The sequence below is a fragment of the Dolichospermum sp. UHCC 0259 genome, assembly GCF_009711935.1.
Taxonomy (GTDB): domain Bacteria; phylum Cyanobacteriota; class Cyanobacteriia; order Cyanobacteriales; family Nostocaceae; genus Dolichospermum.
The window spans coordinates 1-19,304 of record NZ_VIKX01000115.1; the positions used below are offsets into that span (position 1 = coordinate 1).

The following is a 19,304-nucleotide window of genomic DNA, read 5'->3' on the forward strand; positions in this document are numbered from 1 at the left end:
CTCCTATCCCTGTTACTTCCTAATTCCTTTTTAGTGGGGGAGTGTGAACAGTTACGATTCAATTTGGAGATCAAATAATGGTAGCAAACCAAATGACTGAGGAAAAACGCAAGGAAATTCTTGACCAAGCACTTGAAATTTGTAAAGAAGACCAACAAGCAGCTGATTATGTGCTAAAAAATCTAGAAAGCCAAGGTAAGTCATGGATTAGAACATTGATTGAAAATATTGCTAGTCGTCTTGGTTATAAGATTGCGGATAATACCTTGCAACAGCTGATAGATTCAGTCTGGAATCAAGTAAAAAAATTGTTTAAGCGTTAAGTAAACTTTAATCTCTACTTATCGCTAGTATATCTCAAAAATCCTGGTAATGATTTGCAAAATCCTATCTCATTACCAGAAAATTTTCTTTTTTGAAGTCAAGGATGATTTTTATGGATTCAATATTTAGCAGTGTGTTTGATTTAGCCCGAAAAGAGTTAAATAAGCCTTTGTCCGTTGTAGTTGTTGGTCAAACTGGAACAGGTAAGTCATCATTACTCAATAGTTTATTTAACGCAGGGTTTCAAACTAGTGATATAGCTCCATGTACCAAGGAAGTTCAAGAAGTTGCAGCATTTAACGATAAAGGTGAGAAGATTATATTCTATGATATGCCTGGTATAGGAGAATCAACTGATGCTGATTCTCACTATCTTAGCTTATATGCAGACAGGCTTGCAGTTGCTGATATTGTCCTATGGACAGTTCATTGCGATAGTCGTTCAGTGGTATTTGATATGGCTTCTCTAGGTAAAATACTTTCTACTTTTGAGTCGAATATAACTAAAGCACAAATAATTCGCAAGCTAACAATAGTCCTAACAAAAGCTGATACTCTATATACTCCTGCTTGGATTTATGTTATAGATGGTGATTCTGGCTATTTTGCGCCATCTAAACAGATTAATGATATCTTCTATAGGAAAGAAGAGTATTTCCAGTATTGCTTTTATGAGCCTTTTGCTGATTTATTAAAAACTAAGATCGATCTGAAAGAGCAATTATTAATAAATTCTAACGATCTAGATTTTTACTATGAAGGATCTCATCTATTTTATAAAGGATTTCTCAGCAAGTCTAGGTTGGAAACCCTAGTAAATAGATATCCGTCACTTACCCCTACTTTCAATTCAATATATGAAGACTTTCGAGTTATTACTGTTTCTGCGAAATTTAGGTTTAATCTCACTTTATTGCTAAAATTAATTCTCCGCAAAATGAGTGGAGATGCAGCTTTTCGATTTGGTAAATATCTTCAGGATGGTAGGTTGGGGAAAATGCCATTTAAAGACATTAAGGAGTTTGGGAATATTATAGTTTTTGATAGGCATACTGAAAACGTGCTTTACAATCTAAGTGATTTTATGATCTAGTAATTTAATGGGTTTTTCTTTCCTAATGTTAGGAATTCAAAAAATAAATATTAGGAGAGTAACTGATGAACATCAAGAGTAAAGATTAGAAATTATTACAGCCAGATCAAGTAAAAACACCCGAAGCTAAAGATACAGCAGCAAGATTTAGACTTGAAATTTTTTAGTCAAAGCTATAGCTAGGAAACAGGTTATGTCTAACAGTATAGAAACGATATCAATTCTTTACACTTTAGGACCTGCGGGAACCAATTGTGAAGCTGCTGCTTACGAATGGTTCTCCCGGCACGGTCGTCAGGGAAAAGTAGAACTTTATCCTACTCTAGAAGCAGCCGTTGAAGCAATGAAAGGCTATGATTCAGCCGCCTTATTGGCATGTGTCGTCTATCCAGAACTTCATACTTTAGTGTTTTCAAATTTGAAGCACTTAAAGTTAATTGATTGTTTCATATTTCCCACACATAATATGGTTTTAGCCTCCAGAGATAGCAGCAGAGTTCCCAAACCCAAAACAGTTTCAACCCACCCTGCACCACAGCAGCTTGTGCCATCTTGGGTCGTTGAATGCCGATTTGTTAATAGCAATGTTCAAGCAGCTCTTGACTGTGCTGCTGGAGTTACTGATGGTTGCATTACGACTATTGTTGCTGCCAAAGCTGTCAAACTTCAAATTATTGAGGATTATGGACCCATACCTATGGGTTTTACAATACATGCTCCTGTTAATAGTTTGATTAAAGATTAATATGTTGTTACCAAAAACTTTTTATCCTCGACAAGCTTTAGTAGAGCAGTATGATTCTACTAATCTGAAACTGGTGTCTCTAGTTAATCGTTTCCGTAGTCTTCAAGATCCAACAGGTCGCATCTTCACTAATATTAATCTTGCCCAGTCTCTACTTGAAGAAATAAAACCTATTGTCCGAGCTATCTGCTATCAGCTGAACTTGACCAATTTTTCAGAAGCTTTTAAAGCGGATGTGCAGCAATGGCAAACTCAAGGACTTAATACTACCCCAGATTTTTCTCAATCTCAGGTTGCTTATACACCACCTAATGATGGTTCAATAACGTTTTTTATTGGAGTTTTTATTGCTACTAACGGTTCAGATCCCAAAGGCTATTTTCTCGATTGCTTTTTTGCCCAAAGAGAAGAACCACAGGAGTGTCAAGAAGTTTATCGTCAATTTCCACACCCGAAAAACTCTTGTCAGTCTTGTTGTCTATTATTAGGTTCATTAGGAATATCGACGGGTAACTGTATTGTCTTTTTTCCAGAAAACATTCTCACCAAAAAAAAAGTAATAGCACAAAATTTTGCTTTGTTTTTCTTCAATAAGTTTCAGCCAATCTATTTGTCCCAGACGCTACCGCGCGTACAACATCTTTTTGGGAAAAACGATTGGATATCAGGACAGCTTTCTCCAACTGAATGTTATATTGCTCGTTGTATTTGGGGGTACCTCCACGATTACTTCCATCATTGTGGATCTCGACCTCTGGATACTAATCTCCAGGTCAAATTAAATTGGTTTGCTGGGTTGCTGGAGGAAATTAAAGTTGATTGCCAAACAGCTATTACAGCCTACACTGAGAACATTCCCTTTGGTCGGGAAATTTTTGAATTTATTCTTTTTGAAAGGATGTTCAGATATCCAAGTCAACCCGATGCTACGACCAATTTTGATGCCGGATCTGGGATGTTTTTGTTTGAGTGGCTATTCCAGCATAAGACTATAACTACGAATGCTATAGGTCATCTGCAAATTGATTTAGAAGTCTGTCTTGTGACTATGCAAGATTTAATCGATCAAATTGAATCCCTTGAAAAGGAGGTAGATAATCATAATTATCTCTGTAAAGCTAAATATTTTATCAGAACTCTCTTGCCAGCAGGTGAATTAGGACAACGCTTTTCTATTCCAGAAACTTTTTCAAGAATAATTAAAATCCTTCCCCAATAAAACCTCCTGGAACTTACTAATTTACAGTTCTGAATTATCAGTAAATAAACGTCAATCGTTGATTATTGTTAGAGGATGTTTGAAAAGTCCCTCATAGTGTATCAAATATTTTTAGATCCCCCTAAATCCCCCTTAAAAAGGGGGACTTTGACTCTAGTTCCCCCCTTGCTAAGGGGGGTTAGGGGGGATCTGTAAGTGCCTAAAATCACAACCTAAAACTTTTCAAACAACCTCTTAGGACTGACCGGTAAAACGAAGCCTAAAACCCTTAAAATCACTGGGGCATCTTGAACTCACATAATGCGTAATTTATATTTGGGTAGCAATTAGCGGTGCGATCGCCCCTCCGGTTGATAAAAAGAACCCCAACAATACACCTCACCATTCTAATCTCTTAAACTCTATGACTTGGCTGTACTTCTCACTGGCGGCGGCTACCTTTGAATCTCTGCGAGATGTCTTTAGTAAAATTGTTACTAACAAAGGCGATCGCCCTTTAGATGAATATTTAGTTGCTTGGGGATTAAGAGCTTTTACCCTGATTATTTATATCCCTTGGTTATTATTATCTCCCCAACCTATTCCTGATATTGGTAAAGATTTTTGGTGGGCTTTGTTAGCAGATGCTACTTTATCCACAGTTGGCGGCATTTTATATATGAGAGCTTTGCGCTTAGGAGACTTGTCATTAACTGTTCCTTTAATGGGTTTTTCTCCCCTATTTTTAGTGATAGCTTCTCCTTTTACTCTGGGAGAACTGCCGAATAATATACAGATAATTAGTATTAGTTTAATTTGTCTAGGTGCTTATTTTTTGAATTTAAAACCCAAAGAAAACAACTATTTTGCCCCTTTATTATCTATAATCAATACCCAATCATCGCGGTTAATGATTATAGTAGCAGCACTCTGGGCATTAACAACATCCCTTGACAAAATAGGAGCTAAAAATTCTTCTCCTTTGGTATTTTCGGCTGCTTTGTATTTTTGTACAGCATTGATGATGTTACCGATAGTTTTGGTTTTCTCGCCCAATTGGTTTTTTCAACTAAGAACAAATTTCTCTAAATTGGTTTTATTGGGAAGTTTGAAAGCAGTAGATATGTGGTGTCATGTAACTGCTGTAGGGTTAACCGTAGCAGCTAATTCTGTTGCAGTGAGACAAACTAGCCTATTAATGGGTGTAGGATTCGGTTATCTGATATTTAAGGAAAAAAACATCAGAACAAGGTTTTTCGGTAGTGCAATTATGGTGTTAGGAATTTGTTTATTAACTTTCTCCTAATCTGTATCTTGTGGATTTAAAGCGATCGCTAGTGCTGGTATTTATTTTATACAGTAATTGGTTATTAGATCAAGTGACATCTGCATATTCTCTTACTATTCTAAAACTAATAACGTGCATCTTCCTGTTTTTTTTGTTGCTTCGGTGTGAGTTGATTCCATCTTGCTAGTTAAAGCCATTAGCAGATTTTTGCAGAGCGATCGCTATCTCACCGAATCAGAGCTAAAATTCAAAGTAGGTGCAGATTTTACCTATAAAATAGGATTAAAACCCAATGACAATATCTTAATATGACTTCATCTATTTTTCCCAGTAATGGATAGTCCTTCTACTATCAGTGATGGTGTATAGCAAGAACCATTCCAATCCGCATCTCCACCTAATTGCGCCACTTGTTTTAGGGCTGTGTAGACGTTACCTGCTACCATCGTATCCTTGACTCTGCCAATTATTTGACCATTTTTGACCCGATAGCCCAAATCAATATTGATAGAAAAATCACCTGATAGTCCGCTACAACTACCTAACATTTGATCCACTATTAAGCCATCATCCATTTTACGAATCAAGTCTACTAGGGAAAGATCACCGGGTTGAATTAGGAAGTTAAATAGCCCTGGTGTGGGATAACTACCTAACCCGGGGCGAAAACCATTACCAGTGCTACCGCTATTTAATTGTCGTCCAGTAGTGCGATCGCTATAAAAATTCCGTAAAATCCCATTTTCGATAAATATTAATGACTGGGTAGGTTGACCTTCATCATCAAAAGGACAGCTATATGGTCCTAATTCTGGGTTTTGGTAAAGAGTCAGCGTAGGTGCAATAACTGGTTTACCCAACCTATCTGCCCAGGGAGAAGCTTTTTCCAAGATGTGTTTACCATTCAAAGCTGATTGTACAGTTCCCCACAGCATATCTGCCGCCTTAGAAGTGAACAATACAGGACAGCGACCACTGGGACTAGAAATATTTTCTTTAGCCCAATTTAATCGTTGTAAGATTTGGCTGGCTACTTTCTCTGGATTGAGTTGATTGCGTTGGGTTTGGCCATCAGCAACACTGAGAAAATCATCACCTCTGACCCATTCTGCCGACATATAACAGCTAAGGGTGGTGTCGTTGTAATGAGAATCTAAACCTTTGCTGTTGATGAGTCTGGTGTTTTCTATATCACATTCCCAGTCACTATGACAAAGAATATCTGGATAGACATCACGAATCAGGGCGATCGCCTCCCTGCCCCAGTTAATCAACACCTCTACAGATACAGATGTGCCTAAATCTGGGTAAGAATGCTCGCCATGAGTCCCTAATTCTACTGTTTCCGGTGGATTTAATTGACTCAGTGCCAGAGATTTCTCCACCATAGCTTGGGGATCAACATCCCCGTAAGCCACCGTCAAACCGGGACAACCATCCCGCCATAGCCGTAGGGCTGTACCCTCAGCTTGACTGGTTTCTAGTTGTTTGAGACGGTTAGCTTCAAAAAAAACTGGTCGAGAAAGCGATCGTGACTGATACACCTCCGCAGCCTCAGCGCCAGACTTGAGGGCAAGTTCTAGCAGTTGTTCCGCCAGTGTATCTTGTAACAAATTTGCAGAACCCATGTCCCTTTATGAATTATGGATTTTGGATATAAATCGCTTAATCGTCGCAGTCTATTATCCCATTAGCGTGTCATCAACTTACCAAATTTCAAATAATGGACAACTGACCACTGACAACTGACCACTGACAAATTAGGGCAAATTGATTTCCTGCAACAGCCAAAATCCCGCAAAATCTTGAGATTGAGGATCAGACTGCACACCAATGAAATGCACCCCATTAGCTTGTTCCTTAGCCACAGCAAAGCCCTGTGCTTCTGCCAAAAGTTCAGGAGTACGGATATTAGCCACAACCCAACTTTCCGTAGCCCCCGTTTCTAAAATCAACCTGTTACCTTGCTTGGTGTCAAAGTGTAAATAAGCCATTTCCAACCCAGACATCCAACCTGCTATCGGTAAAGCCCTGGAGGAGAAAATCAAAATTCCCGGAATCCGAGTTTCTGGGGATAATTCTGCCAATTCCAGGGGAAAAGCTTCACCAAAGCCAATTTCCCAATCCGGCATTTCAGCCAAATCACTAGCATCTAAAGTCACAAAAGCCCATTGCTTTCCTTCCAAAGCATCTGGTAAACGCTGAGGTAAAGGTCTATCTAAACGTACAGAAGCATTAGCTACCCCCTGGTATCCTGGTTCTTGGGGATAGACTTCCTTCATGCGCTGCTGTATCCACTGATTGAGAACCAAAGTCCGCCGACTTGGTACAGCAGGTACTCCCACATCCTCACAGGATTTGGTGATCATATTATTCATTTGGCGGCGGAAAAAGCGGATTTTGGTAGGTGCTGCACCAGCTTCTTCTATCGCTTCCTGGATTGCTGTCCGTAGCCAACCCGAATTTACCTGGGTACTTGGGCAATATTTAGCATAGCGAAACAGAGAATCCGTTTGTGTACCAATATCTACAGGACTTTCGCACACTAACATTTCCCACACTTTTTTCTGATTTTCGTCCAAAATCGGACGGGAGTAAAAATCGAGTTCCCAGTACATTTTTCTCTGGCTGCCCATGTTTTAGCGGTAAAAATCTGATGACTTGATATTTTGTGATTTCCTAACTTTACCAAGTTACAGGGGCATTAGTAATTGATAATTGGTCATTGGTCATTGGTCATTGGGCATTGGTGAAAACTATACTTCTTTTTTCTTCCTTCTTCTTCCTTCTTCTTCCTTCTTCTTCCTTCTTCTTCCTTCTCCTGACTCCTGAACTCCTGACTCCTGACTCCTGAACTCCTGAACTCCTGACTCCTGACTCCTGACTCCTGACTCCTAGCCCTAACCAAAAGACTTTTTCCGCAAACCCTACTTAGTTTTTATCGTGATTTTTGAACTCATCAAACTTGGCACGAACTACCTGTATATCTTGCCACATTAACCATTTCGGCTTTCCTTTTTCCCGTGAAGGGTTACGCAACAAGTAAGAGGGATGAAAAATAGGCATACATAAGCGTCCTTCCCACTCCAACCATTGACCACGAATTTTAGTAATCGGGCGGTTATCGCCAATCACACCCTTTACAGAAGTTGCACCTGTTAATAAGATAATTTTGGGGTCAACTAGGCGAATTTGCTCAAATAAATATGGTTTACAAGCAGCAGCTTCCTCATTAGTCGGTACACGGTTTTCCGGTGGTCTACACTTACAAATATTGGCAATATATATATCTGTTTCCGTACTTAAATTTACCGAAGCTAAGATACTTTCTAGTAATTGCCCTGATCTACCCACAAATGGTAAACCTGTTTCATCTTCATTTTTCCCCGGAGCTTCTCCAATAATCATAATATCGGCTTGGAGATTACCACGTCCGACCACAGCATGAGTACGGTTTTGGGCTAACGCACAACGCTGACAGTCATTGCAATGTTTTGTCAATTCCTCTATATTCTCATAAGTTCCCGGTGGAATGGGAATTTTATTACTAGTAGTAATTAGCTCTTTTTGGTTTAAGCTAGAGTTATCAAATAAACTAAGTTGAGTCTCATGCTGCATGGAAGTTAGAATGGTAACTGGAAACTCCAGAATATTAACGCAAAATATTACCACCTATCCTATCAATTAATAGACAGAATTAGATTAGGGCTTTGTCTAGCTCATCAACAGTATCGCCTTTTTCTCCAGACAGCACACTCTGATTAATCAAGTTTTAAAGCATTAACTGGCACATCATCCCACGATTTAACTACCCTTAATTTTGCAATCCAGCCCTCTGCCTTTTGAGAGTTTGTGAGATTTGTCTTAAACGACTCATGACAATCCTTAGCCTGAGATTCATTACAAGAGGCAATACAGGCGTGAATCAGTCCAGAAGGATCAATTTGTTCATTTACCCAAATATTCATAGTTTATAAATATCGTGTTAAAATTTCCATCTTTAATTTTATAATACTTATTAAATTTATGTACAGAAATAAGCAAAATATAAGTGAGTATTTAATATCACTAGTACACTGCGGCGTAAATAAACCAACCATTCTAAATCGTTAAAAAGCCTATACTGTATTCGTTTTGACTTTTGACTTCCGCCTTGCGGTGCTAGTTCTTCCCAGATTCCTATTCCTAATTCCTTCTTAATTCCCATGAGTGCAGAAATTATTTGCGTTGGTACAGAAATGCTGCTAGGAGATATCCTCAACAGCAATGCCCAATATCTTGCTCAACAATTAGCACAGTTAGGCATTCCTCACTACTATCAAACCGTCGTCGGCGATAATCCAAACAGACTCAAAGAAGTTATAGAAATTGCCGCTTCCAGAGTCCAAATTCTCATTTTCACAGGTGGTTTAGGACCCACACCCGATGATCTCACCTGTGAAACTATCGCTGATTTTTTTGGCGTACCTCTAATAGAACGAGCCGATATTGTCGAAGATATAGCCGAAAAATTTGCCCAGCGGGGCAGGATAATGTCGGACAATAATCGCAAACAAGCCTTAATTCCTCAAGGTGCAGAGATTTTACCCAACCCCACAGGAACAGCGCCGGGTATTATTTGGCAACCCCGTCCAGGATTAACTATTTTTACTTTCCCTGGTGTTCCCAGCGAAATGTATCGAATGTGGACCGAAACCGCCATACCTTTCCTGAAAAATCAAGGTTGGGGAAAGGAAATTATTTATAGCCGCAGTTTAAGATTTTGGGGAATTGGAGAATCTGCTTTAGCCGAAAAAGTAGCCCCTTATTTTAACTTAACTAATCCCACAGTAGCTCCCTATGCGGGCAAAGGAGAAGTCAGACTGCGAATTTCCGCCAAAGCCACAGACGCAACAACCGCAGAAGCTTTAATTACACCCATTGAAAAACAACTCATAGCGATCGCTGGCTTAGATTATTATGGCATTGATAATGACACCCTCGCTGCTGTCGTTGGTAATTTATTAAGGTCTGCGGGAGAAACCCTATCTGTAGCCGAATCTTGTACCGGTGGGGGACTAGGGCAAATGTTAACAGAAATTTCCGGTAGTTCTGATTACTTTTGGGGTGGCGTAATTTCCTACGATAATTCCGTCAAAGTCGGACTATTAGGGGTTAACCCAGAGGATTTAGAGGAATTTGGCGCAGTGAGTCCGATAGTAGCTGAACAAATGGCTATTGGCGTTAAAAATCGGCTCTCAACCACATGGGGATTAAGTATTACAGGCATTGCTGGACCGACTGGAGGAACCCAAACCAAACCCGTTGGCTTAGTCTATATTGGTTTAGCCGGTCCTGGTAATGAAGTAATCAGTTTTGAACACCGCTTCGGAACAATTCGAGGACGATCTTTAATTCGTTATGTAAGTGCAAATACAGCTTTAGACCATCTGCGGCGACATTTACTCACAAGCTAGTCAAGCTCTTGAAAGTTCCTATTCAAAGAGTTGAAATAGTGGATTTATTTTCGTCACTATGTACAGCCTCTCTATGGTTACTATAGTAGTAGTTGTAACCTGGCAACCTCGTTTTATCCCCATTAATAACTAAACCAAGTAAATTGATAGGGGCAATTTTTAAATTCTCCTCAACTTGATTTAGTGCTGATTTATCTGTTTGACCAACTCTTACTACTAGCATTAAACCATCAGTGTAAGGTGCTAAAAGTCTGACATCTACTAATCCCAACATTGGCGGAACATCATAAATCACTAAATCAAAATTTTGATGGAAATATTCCATCATTTGTTTCATTTTATCAGAGGACAACAACCTAGCCGGATCAGGTGGTATGGGACCTGCGGTAATTACAAACAAATCCTTAAATTGGGGCATTTTTTGAATAACTTGCTCCACATTTAGATTTGCAGAAATCTTCTTTTGGGAAAATGTTGGCAGCGACATTGGCAGAAACAGGAAAAATACCAGTTTTATTTATTCCTTTGCATTTGTTTAATCCAGAGGCTGATGTAGTTGAGGCAATTGGTAAATTTATTGAATCAATGCGTGATATTCCTTTGCCAGCTAATCCTTTGAAACGAGAAAATGAAGTTGATAAATTATTGATTATTTTTGATGGGTTGGATGAATTGGCAATGCAGGGCGAAATGGCGGAAAGAGTTGCCCAAAAGTTTATTAGTGAAGTGAGAAGATTAGTTGATTTATCTAATCAGACTAAAACTCATTTATTAGCTTTAATTGGTGGACGAGAAATAGTAGTACAAAAAAATCAAAGTGAATTTCGTAAGCTTAAACAAATTCTTCATATTTTACCTTATTTTCTAAGTAAAGAAGAAATCAAAGACAGAAATTTTATTGATGATAATAATTTATTACAAATAGACCAAAGGCAGATTTGGTGGGAATATTATGGTAAAGCTAAGGGTTGTGGTTATAGTAAATTACCAGATGAGTTAGATAGAGGGAATTTAAAAGAAATTACCGCTCAACCTTTGCTGAATTATCTGGTAGCTTTAAGTTATGAAAAGAATACAGTTAAATTCACAGAAAATAGCAATCTGAATGAAATTTATGCAGATTTAATTAGCAAAGTTTATCAACGAGTTTGGGGAAATAATCACAATCCACAAATTCAGGGAGTGAAAGAACAAGATTTTGTTCGCATTTTAGAAAGTATTGCCATTGCGGCTTGGCATGGTGGAGATATTAGAATTACAACTTTGTCGGAAATTGAAAAATATTGTGATAGCAAGATTATAGACCGGATTTTAAATATTTTTAATCAAGATAAAAAAGCTAGTTTTACTCGGTTGTTAACTGCTTTTTATTTTCGGCAACATGGAGTTCAAAACCGGGAAGAGACTTTTGAATTTACGCACAAGAGTTTTGGGGAATATTTAGCGGCTAAAGGTATTGTCCGGCAATTACAGCGGATACATCAACAGTTACAACAAAATCAAGAAGATTCTGATTTAGGCTGGAATGAAAAACAAGCTTTAGAAAATTGGGCGAAAATCTGCGGTTTGACGGCAATGGATGAGTATATTTTTAAGTTTATTGTTGATGAAATTCGTTGGCAAAAAGATAATTATAACGTTGATATTGGTGCATGGCAGCAAACCATGTGTGACTTGATTAGCTATATGTTAAAACATGGTATGCCAATGGAAAGATTATCAATTAGCACTTTTCAAAAAGCAAATCGTCAAGCCCGGAATGGGGAGGAAGCATTGTTAGCAGTTTTGAATGCTTGTGCTAGGGTGACAAAGAAAGTTTCCCAAATTAAATGGCATTCTTCAGTTATTGAAAATGTAAATGGAAAAGAAAAAGAATATTTTACAGATTTTGGTAATTGGATTTCTCGCTTGCGTGGACAAAGAGTTAACTATGATGATGTATTTTGTTTAACTTGTTTGAGTTTTTTAGATTTGCAGAACTGTATTCTCACTTTTCAAGATTTTTACGAAGCGAATCTTCAAACCCACATTCCGCACTTCATTTTGTAGTACAAACACGAGTGTAATAAGTAACAGAAACACCTTAAATATAAACACATAACTAAGTTGGCAATAAATATAGGCAGTAATATAAAAATTGCCAACAAATTGAAATTAATAAGGTATTGACAATAAATTCAGAAGAAAAAATGAGAAAATGAGTCTGAATGAAATCAAAATACCAAAAAATATGAATAACCAAAAAGAAGAGTTGGAAAGTAAAAACTTAGATCACTTAGGAATAATAGCAGGAATAATAGATGAAATAGGAATAGTAGAAAAAATCAATGAGATATTTTTAGTAGATATCAGAGAGAAAGTAAATACAGGAGAAGTAGTCAAAGCAATCATTCTCAATGGACTGGGTTTTGTATCAAGACCATTATATTTATTTCCTGATTTTTTTCAGGATAAACCCATAGAACATTTAATAAAAGAAGGCATAAAAGCATCAGATTTAAATGATGATAAAATAGGTAGAGTAATGGATAAGCTTTACAAATATGGATTAACAAAAATATTCCTAATCATTGCCTTAGAAGTAGTCAAGAAATTTGGGATAGAAACTAAATATTCCCATTTAGATTCAAGCTCATTACATTTACATGGAGAGTATAAAAATTGCCTAAATAATGGAGAAAAAGAACAAGTAATAAACAAAGAAAATCCGATTAATATCACACAGGGCTATTCCCGTGACCACCGCCCAGACTTAAAACAATGTATATTAGATTTAATAGTAAGTAGTGATGGAGATATACCTTTATTTTTTAGAGGGGCATCAGGAAACGAATCAGATAAAGCCGTATTCGCTCACATTTTAGTGGAATATTCTAAACAAATAGATTTTGATAGTATAATGGTCGCCGACAGTGCATTATACAGTGAAAATAATTTAAAATTAATGGTGAATATGAACTGGATAAGTCGAGTCCCATTATCCATTAAAAAAGCTAAAAACTTGGTAAAAGCACCGATAAGTAAAGAACTGAAACCAAGTGATATCAAAGGATATAGCTATCAAGAAGAAAAAGTATCTTACGGGGGAATAGAGCAAAGATGGTTATTAATTGAAAGCACAGACAGAAAAAAAGCGGATTTAAAGAAATTAACCAAAAAAATCGCAGAAGAGTTGATGAAAACTAATAAACAGCTAGTCAAGTTAGAAAAAGAAGATTTTTGTTCAAAATCTTTAGCAGAATTAAAAATTAAAGACCTGGCGGCAAAATTAAAATATCATCAAATATCGGACATAGAAATTACCGAAAAATTAAATAAAGTACAAACAGTAGTTTATCAAGTCAAAGGTAAATTAATAGAAAATCAAGAATTAATTACAAAACATGAAAATTCTTGTGGTCGATTTATTTTAGCAACGAATATTTTAGACACAACCAAATTAGCACCAACAGAAATATTGAGAATATATAAAGAACAGCAATCAACAGAGCGAGGATTTAGATTTATCAAAGACCCGTTATTTTTTGCCGATAGTCTTTTTGTGAAGAATCCAGAAAGAGTAGAGACAATGATGATGTTAATGGCATTGTGTCTTTTAGTTTATAATCTGGGACAAAGACAATTACGAATCGCATTAAAAGCACAAAAAGCTACTGTTAAAAATCAACTGAATAAACCCACAGAATCTCCCACATTAAGATGGATATTTCAATGTTTTCAGGGGATTCATATTCTCATCACACAAGGAGTTGATAGGATTCTTAATTTAACGAATGAACATTGTAGGATATTACAATTCCTACCTAATTCTTGTCAAAAATATTATTTATTATGTTAGTTGCCGAATCTATAATTCCCTATTGCATAGTTTTGTATTTGCACAACTGATTGAAAAATTCAAATTAAACTGTCTTACTAGCTTTTTAAACATAATAAAAAAGCTGGATTTTTGGTGAGTATAATTTATTTATTAGTGGCTGATTAGTTTTTAAAAATTCTAGTTTTTCATTACTCGTAAATGTAGTTTTTGTATACTACTTTTTGAAGTGCGGAATGTGGGTTCAAAACGCGAGTCTTTACAGGGCGAATCTTCATGGGGCGAATCTTCAAGAGGCAAATCTTCAAGAGGCGAATCTTCAAGAGGCAAATCTTTACGGGGCGAATCTTAATGGGGCGAGTCTTCCAGAGGCGAATCTTATAGATGCGAATCTTCAAAACGCGAGTCTTTACGCGGCAAATCTTCAAGAGGCGAATCTTTACGGGGCGAATCTTAATGGGGCGAGTCTTCCAGAGGCGAATCTTTACGGGACAAATCTTCAAGAGGCGAATCTTTACGGGGCAAATCTTATAGATGCGAATTTTTACGGGACGATTCTTATAGATGCAAATGTTACAAGAACAATTCTTGAAGGTGAAGATTTAACTGCGTGGACTCAGTATGTAGATCAAGATTCTGAAGTTTTATGATGTTGGTGAAGAGTCAGCAATGTTTGATAAGACACGCCAGAAATTAAATATATGTTTTCCATAACCCTTGTAGAGACGTTACATGGAACATCTCTACATTGTTTGCCACTATCTTTCTAAATCCTTAATTTCCTTGATCCATAAAATAAACTCCTGGTATTAATTTTTTAGTTAATCATTTGCTGTTAAGAGGTTTTGATCACGTAAAAACACGATTTTTTATATAATCATGAATAACTCCCATTGCGAAGATTTACACTGAAGGAGGATGTTCTGCCATTCGATAGAGAATATTTCGTAAATTTACTAAACCTTCTCGATTTAAACGCAAAACTTCCACGGTAGTTCTTCCTATAGAAGTTAAGCCAATAATTAGAGTATAGTCTTGATTCCAGCTAAAATGTTCTTGCCAATTTTGTTGTCGAGGATGATAAAGAGAAACCATTGATTGAGTAATTGGATCTTTCCCTTCAGTTTTATTGTACTTGTAATTATTACATCCTTGACAAGATAAAGCTAAATTATCAAGATTATTATTACCTCCTTTACTTATGGGTTGAATATGCTCAACGGAAAAACTATGGGTAGAAAATTTTTCTTGAGAATAGCAATACTCACAGCAATTTTTAGCTCTTAATCTTACATCTGCCTTAATTTGAGCCTTGAGTTTATTATCAGTCATTGTTAATTGATTTAATTCCCATTTGTGTAATTAAGGTGGTAAGAGAAACTTGTCTAATTTGAGCTAATTGAGTTAAATATTCCATGCGTTGAGCTTGATATTTTTCTACTTGTTCAGTTAATTCTAAAAGTTGTTCATATTCTGATTCTGTTAAGGTTTCTTGATGGCGTTTTTCTATCAATATTTGATATTGATGTTGTAATTCTAGAGGTAAATCTTGATTGATTTTGAGTAATAGTTCAGATTCCTGTTGTGATAAATTAGGCGCAATTTTTTGAGCTTTAAATTGCAGAAGTGTCTCGATAAATTGATCTAGTTCTGGTTGACTTAATTGCTGGATAGCTTGAAGTAAATTCAATGGGGAGACTTCGATTTTAACAGTAGCCATGATGTTTTAAGTGCTAAAGATTGTATTCTTTGATATGTTCATTATAGTCCAGAATATTTTGCATTCTTAGTTGCCAAGTTCTAGAAGACATAGACAATATCCTCTAAAATTGGTTGGCATAAATGTTCGCGTAAAGCATCTTTTGTTCCCATATCTACCGGACATTTTAATAAATCTTGAATATAGAGTTTAGCTTCAATAAACTGAAATAAACTCATTGATTCGGATAATTCTGCTAATAAATCTACATCACTATCAGAATGAGCTTCATTACGAGCAACAGAACCAAATAATTCAAGGGATCTTACTCCTAAGTCTTTTAATTCTTGTTGATGTGTTCTGAGAATTTGTAACACTTCTTCACGGTTCATAATTTGGTATTGATCCTTATTTTTCCATTTTATTTGCAAGTCTCCTACTATCTTTCTAAATCCTTGATTTCCTTGGGAACTCCGGCTGTTAAAACCTCATTTCCATCTGCGGTAACTAATACGTCATCTTCAATGCGAATCCCAATTCCTACCCAGCGAGGGTCTATTTCCGGTTGGTCTTCTGCGGGTTTGGTGTCGGGGACTATATAAAGTCCTGGTTCTATGGTTAGCACTTGGCCAGGTTGTAAGGTTTGGGGGTTTTCTCCATGTTGATAAACTCCCACATCATGGACATCTAAACCTAACCAATGACTGGTGCGGTGCATATAAAAGGGTTTATATTTTTCCTCTGCGATTAATTTATCAATTTCTCCTTTGAGTAAACCCAGTTCGACTAATCCTGCTGTTAAGATTCGCACGGCTGCATTATGAGGTGCATGGAAGGAATTACCCGGTTTTACTTCTGCTATTGCTTGTTTTTGTGCTGCTAATACTATTTCATATAATGCTTTTTGTTCGGGTGTGAATTTACCACTAATGGGAAATGTCCGGGTAATATCAGAGTTGTAATAACCATAAGCGCAACCAGCATCAATCAAGAGTAAATCATTGGCTTGCATTTGACAGTTGTTTTCGATGTAATGCAGTACGCAAGCATTTGTCCCAGATGCGACAATAGAAGGATAAGCTGGACCCATGCCACCCCGTAAACGGAAAATATGTTCTATTTCGGCTTGGATTTCATATTCATAACGTCCTGGTGCGGTGGTTTGCAAAGCATAATTATGAGCTTCTACGGCAATTTCTACGGCTTGACGCATTAAGTCTAGTTCTGTTTTGCTTTTATATAGCCTCATATCATTGAGGACAGTACCAGGATCGGTAATGGATGTGGGGCCTGTACCGCGTTTGGGATAGGTTCGGAGTAACTTTTGGTAATGTTTAAGAATTTTATCGTTAAAATTGCGATCGCGTCCTAAATGATAATAAATACAATTGGCTTTTTCTAAATATTGGGGTAACTTCTCATCTAACTCCGCAATCGGATAAGCTACGTCTGCACCATAAAATTCTTTTGCTGCGTCTATTCCACAACGATAACCACTCCAAACTTCCTTTTCTCGGTCTTTTGGTTGCACAAATAATATAAACCGATGTTCTGGATGATGTGGTGCGAAGACTGCGACTGCTTGGGCTTCATTAAAGCCAGTTAGGTAAAAGAAATCACTATCTTGACGATAAACATACTCGACATCGTTGTGCATTACTGCTGTTGGCGCACTTCTGAAAATCGCTGTACCGCTGCCTATTTTCGCCATTAACTGCTCACGACGTTGCCGATATTCTGTTTGCATAGTTGATTTATTGATAGTGTTGTTTTTGGCTTTAACAATTATAGACTACTGATAAATGTTGTCAGGAAAATTGCTAATTTTAGTTATTTTAACCAATTTTTAATTTCCTGGACAATCCATGAGGATTTTTAGAGGACTTACGCGGCACATTGGTAAGGTGCGTCAGATATTCACAATCTGTTGATTTGCAATATTTACGCCGTCTGACGCACCCTACGACAGATTTTTAGTAATTCCTATGTCAAGGAAACAGGATTTCATTTTTAAATGATGACATTGATAAGCAGAATATAAAATATTTTTTGATTGTTTAGATATTACTTTCAAAATTAAAAGTTAGTGTTGATGAACATTATGGAAATGTCTATAAATAATGACATTGAATAAAAATAATTAAACAAATGTTTGTTGTTTACAGAAACTTCATGAAAATCAAATTAAAACTGGATATTAATTAAACATAAAAACACATCATGTTTCAAGAAACAAGTCAGTCAGGATTATATTCAACCAACCTAGAAAATTCTGGATTAGTATCTCTCCAAAAATCATCAGATTTGACGACATCTCTGAATACTCCTATGAGTAGCAGTTCTTCTGGTTCTGCATTGGCAGATCCATTAGTACCAACCAATCCATTAGCTCAAATTCCCATTGGAGGTAGTGCTAACCCTAATCCTAATCCTTATTTAACCAGTGCAGCAATTGTTCCTGATTTTAATGGTGATGGGAAAACTGATAAACTTTGGGTGAATGCTCAAACTGGTGAAATTTTAGTTCGCTTAATGAACGGAACTCAAGTTTTAGAACAGGCTTCTTTAGGTAGCTATGACTTAAATACCTGGGAATACAAAACTGCTGATTTTAATAGCGATAATAAGACTGATTTCTTATTACGTAATAAATCAACTGGTGATAATGTAATTGTGCTAATGGATGGTGCAAAAGTTTCCAGTTACTTGACTTTAGATCGAGTTGATCCAGGTTGGAGTGCGAATATTGGCGATTTTAATGGCGATCGCAAAACTGATATTTTCTGGAATAATGCTACTACTGGTGAAAACGCTATTTGGCAAATGGATGGAACAACAGTAGTTAGTGCAAATGTTCTAGAAACTACAGCACCAGGATTGACTGCTACCATTGTTGATTTTGATGGTAATGGTAAGAGTGATATCTTCTGGCGCAATTCCACCACAGGTGCAAATACCGCTTGGTTTATGGATGGTAGCCAAGCCACCAAGTATGATCTCCAAGCTCAAGATGCTTCTTGGACTTCTACTCTTGGCGATTTTAACGGCGACTTCAAAACTGATGTTCTGTGGCGCAATACCTCCACAGGCGAGAATAAGATTTGGACAATGAATGGCATTTTTGTGACTGAGGGTGTTGTCAGCACATTGGGTACAGATTGGACTGCGAGAATTGGCGATTTCAATAGCGATGGTAAAACTGACATCTTCTGGCACAATGCGACCAGTGGCGCAAATACTGCTTGGTTGATGGATGGTACAGCGGTAAGTTCTGAAGCTTTCTTACCTAGCAATACTCCCGGTTTGACAGCATCTTTAGGTGATTTCAACGGTGATGGTAAGACTGATATTTACTGGCGTGATCAACAAACATCCGCTGATAAAATCTGGACTATGAATGGAACTCTAGCCACTGAAACTGCTGTTGCTGATACAGAGAAGCTGACTCCAGAATGGTACACAGGTTGATTTGGTAATGGGAACTGACTGGGGACTGGGGACTGGGGACTGGGTAATTAGGAAAAATTACCCATTTACTAATACTTTTCCTAACAATTATATTAGGCGATCGCTCTTTTTATTTTATGGGGATGCGATCGCTTTTTTTCTTCTGTCTTCTGTCTTCTATCTTCTTTCTTCCTCCTGACTCCTAACTCTACCCCTGTTAAGGTGTACTAAAAATAT

Annotated in this window: 20 protein-coding genes; 10 read left to right on the top strand and 10 right to left on the bottom strand. The window is 37.1% G+C overall.

The annotated features are described in order from the left end of the window. Window positions 1-77: 77 nt before the first annotated feature. From FJR05_RS08945 to FJR05_RS08965, 5 genes are all read left to right on the top strand, one after another. Window positions 78-323: a hypothetical protein gene (locus tag FJR05_RS08945; protein ID WP_168643778.1), complete on the top strand. Its 246-nt coding sequence runs from the start codon at window positions 78-80 to the stop codon at window positions 321-323. A gap of 113 nt (window positions 324-436) precedes the next feature. Beyond that, on the top strand, window positions 437-1,417 hold the full coding sequence (locus tag FJR05_RS08950; protein WP_168643779.1) for a GTPase: 981 nt from the start codon (window positions 437-439) through the stop codon (window positions 1,415-1,417). A gap of 193 nt (window positions 1,418-1,610) precedes the next feature. Beyond that, the gene (locus FJR05_RS08955; RefSeq protein ID WP_174783641.1) at window positions 1,611-2,162 is read left to right on the top strand and encodes a hypothetical protein; all 552 of its coding nucleotides are present in this window, start codon (window positions 1,611-1,613) and stop codon (window positions 2,160-2,162) included. Window position 2,163: 1 nt separating this feature from the next. Then, the gene (locus FJR05_RS08960) at window positions 2,164-3,381 is read left to right on the top strand and encodes a DUF6421 family protein (RefSeq protein WP_168643780.1); all 1,218 of its coding nucleotides are present in this window, start codon (window positions 2,164-2,166) and stop codon (window positions 3,379-3,381) included. A 403-nt stretch (window positions 3,382-3,784) separates the two neighbouring features. Beyond that, window positions 3,785-4,666, top strand: coding sequence for a DMT family transporter (locus tag FJR05_RS08965; RefSeq protein ID WP_168643781.1), 882 nt, complete (start codon window positions 3,785-3,787; stop codon window positions 4,664-4,666). Between the two features lie 296 nt (window positions 4,667-4,962). Here the strand turns inward: FJR05_RS08965 and FJR05_RS08970 are convergent, their stop codons facing one another. The 5 genes from FJR05_RS08970 to FJR05_RS08990 form a co-directional block, all read right to left on the bottom strand. Continuing rightward, window positions 4,963-6,276 (bottom strand): TldD/PmbA family protein, encoded by a 1,314-nt coding sequence (locus FJR05_RS08970; protein WP_168643782.1) that lies wholly within the window; start codon window positions 6,274-6,276, stop codon window positions 4,963-4,965. Between the two features lie 132 nt (window positions 6,277-6,408). Next, window positions 6,409-7,266 carry a Tab2/Atab2 family RNA-binding protein gene (locus tag FJR05_RS08975; protein ID WP_371416864.1) on the bottom strand — a complete coding sequence of 286 codons (858 nt, stop codon included), beginning with the start codon at window positions 7,264-7,266 and terminating at the stop codon, window positions 6,409-6,411. Between the two features lie 104 nt (window positions 7,267-7,370). Next, window positions 7,371-7,556, bottom strand: coding sequence for a hypothetical protein (locus FJR05_RS08980; RefSeq protein WP_168643784.1), 186 nt, complete (start codon window positions 7,554-7,556; stop codon window positions 7,371-7,373). Window positions 7,557-7,579: 23 nt separating this feature from the next. Further along, window positions 7,580-8,266 carry a uracil-DNA glycosylase family protein gene (locus tag FJR05_RS08985; protein WP_168643785.1) on the bottom strand — a complete coding sequence of 229 codons (687 nt, stop codon included), beginning with the start codon at window positions 8,264-8,266 and terminating at the stop codon, window positions 7,580-7,582. 143 nt (window positions 8,267-8,409) lie between these two features. Next, window positions 8,410-8,616, bottom strand: coding sequence for a glycogen debranching protein (locus tag FJR05_RS08990; protein WP_168643786.1), 207 nt, complete (start codon window positions 8,614-8,616; stop codon window positions 8,410-8,412). A 237-nt stretch (window positions 8,617-8,853) separates the two neighbouring features. On the opposite strand from FJR05_RS08990, the gene FJR05_RS08995 reads away from it, so the two are divergent. Then, window positions 8,854-10,104 (top strand): competence/damage-inducible protein A, encoded by a 1,251-nt coding sequence (locus FJR05_RS08995; protein WP_168643787.1) that lies wholly within the window; start codon window positions 8,854-8,856, stop codon window positions 10,102-10,104. A gap of 22 nt (window positions 10,105-10,126) precedes the next feature. Here FJR05_RS08995 and FJR05_RS09000 read toward each other — a convergent pair whose 3' ends face one another. Continuing rightward, a complete protein-coding gene (locus FJR05_RS09000; protein WP_168643777.1) occupies window positions 10,127-10,591 on the bottom strand; it encodes a CpsD/CapB family tyrosine-protein kinase in 465 nt (154 codons plus the stop codon). Here FJR05_RS09000 and FJR05_RS09005 point away from each other — a divergent pair. The 3 genes from FJR05_RS09005 to FJR05_RS09015 all read left to right on the top strand — a co-directional run bounded on the left by FJR05_RS09005 (window position 10,576) and on the right by FJR05_RS09015 (window position 14,571). Next, a complete protein-coding gene (locus FJR05_RS09005; protein WP_254446882.1) occupies window positions 10,576-12,153 on the top strand; it encodes an NACHT domain-containing NTPase in 1,578 nt (525 codons plus the stop codon). The genes FJR05_RS09000 and FJR05_RS09005 overlap by 16 nt on opposite strands. Before the next feature lie 181 nt (window positions 12,154-12,334). Then, the gene (locus FJR05_RS09010; protein WP_168643788.1) at window positions 12,335-13,942 is read left to right on the top strand and encodes an IS1634 family transposase; all 1,608 of its coding nucleotides are present in this window, start codon (window positions 12,335-12,337) and stop codon (window positions 13,940-13,942) included. 203 nt (window positions 13,943-14,145) lie between these two features. Continuing rightward, window positions 14,146-14,571, top strand: coding sequence for a pentapeptide repeat-containing protein (locus FJR05_RS09015; protein ID WP_254446883.1), 426 nt, complete (start codon window positions 14,146-14,148; stop codon window positions 14,569-14,571). Between the two features lie 253 nt (window positions 14,572-14,824). Here the strand turns inward: FJR05_RS09015 and FJR05_RS09020 are convergent, their stop codons facing one another. The 4 genes from FJR05_RS09020 to FJR05_RS09035 all read right to left on the bottom strand — a co-directional run bounded on the left by FJR05_RS09020 (window position 14,825) and on the right by FJR05_RS09035 (window position 17,367). Then, a complete protein-coding gene (locus FJR05_RS09020) occupies window positions 14,825-15,253 on the bottom strand; it encodes an HNH endonuclease (RefSeq protein WP_168643789.1) in 429 nt (142 codons plus the stop codon). Continuing rightward, window positions 15,246-15,641, bottom strand: coding sequence for an STAS/SEC14 domain-containing protein (locus FJR05_RS09025; protein ID WP_168643790.1), 396 nt, complete (start codon window positions 15,639-15,641; stop codon window positions 15,246-15,248). Before FJR05_RS09025 ends, FJR05_RS09020 begins: the two co-directional genes overlap by 8 nt. An 80-nt stretch (window positions 15,642-15,721) precedes the next feature. Then, the gene (locus FJR05_RS09030; protein ID WP_168643791.1) at window positions 15,722-16,012 is read right to left on the bottom strand and encodes a nucleotidyltransferase family protein; all 291 of its coding nucleotides are present in this window, start codon (window positions 16,010-16,012) and stop codon (window positions 15,722-15,724) included. Between the two features lie 47 nt (window positions 16,013-16,059). Further along, entirely contained in the window at window positions 16,060-17,367 is a 1,308-nt protein-coding gene (locus tag FJR05_RS09035; protein WP_168643792.1) for an aminopeptidase P N-terminal domain-containing protein, read from the bottom strand. A gap of 473 nt (window positions 17,368-17,840) precedes the next feature. Between FJR05_RS09035 and FJR05_RS09040 the strand changes: the two genes are divergently transcribed. Next, window positions 17,841-19,088 (top strand): VCBS repeat-containing protein, encoded by a 1,248-nt coding sequence (locus FJR05_RS09040; RefSeq protein WP_168643793.1) that lies wholly within the window; start codon window positions 17,841-17,843, stop codon window positions 19,086-19,088. Window positions 19,089-19,304: the final 216 nt, after the last annotated feature.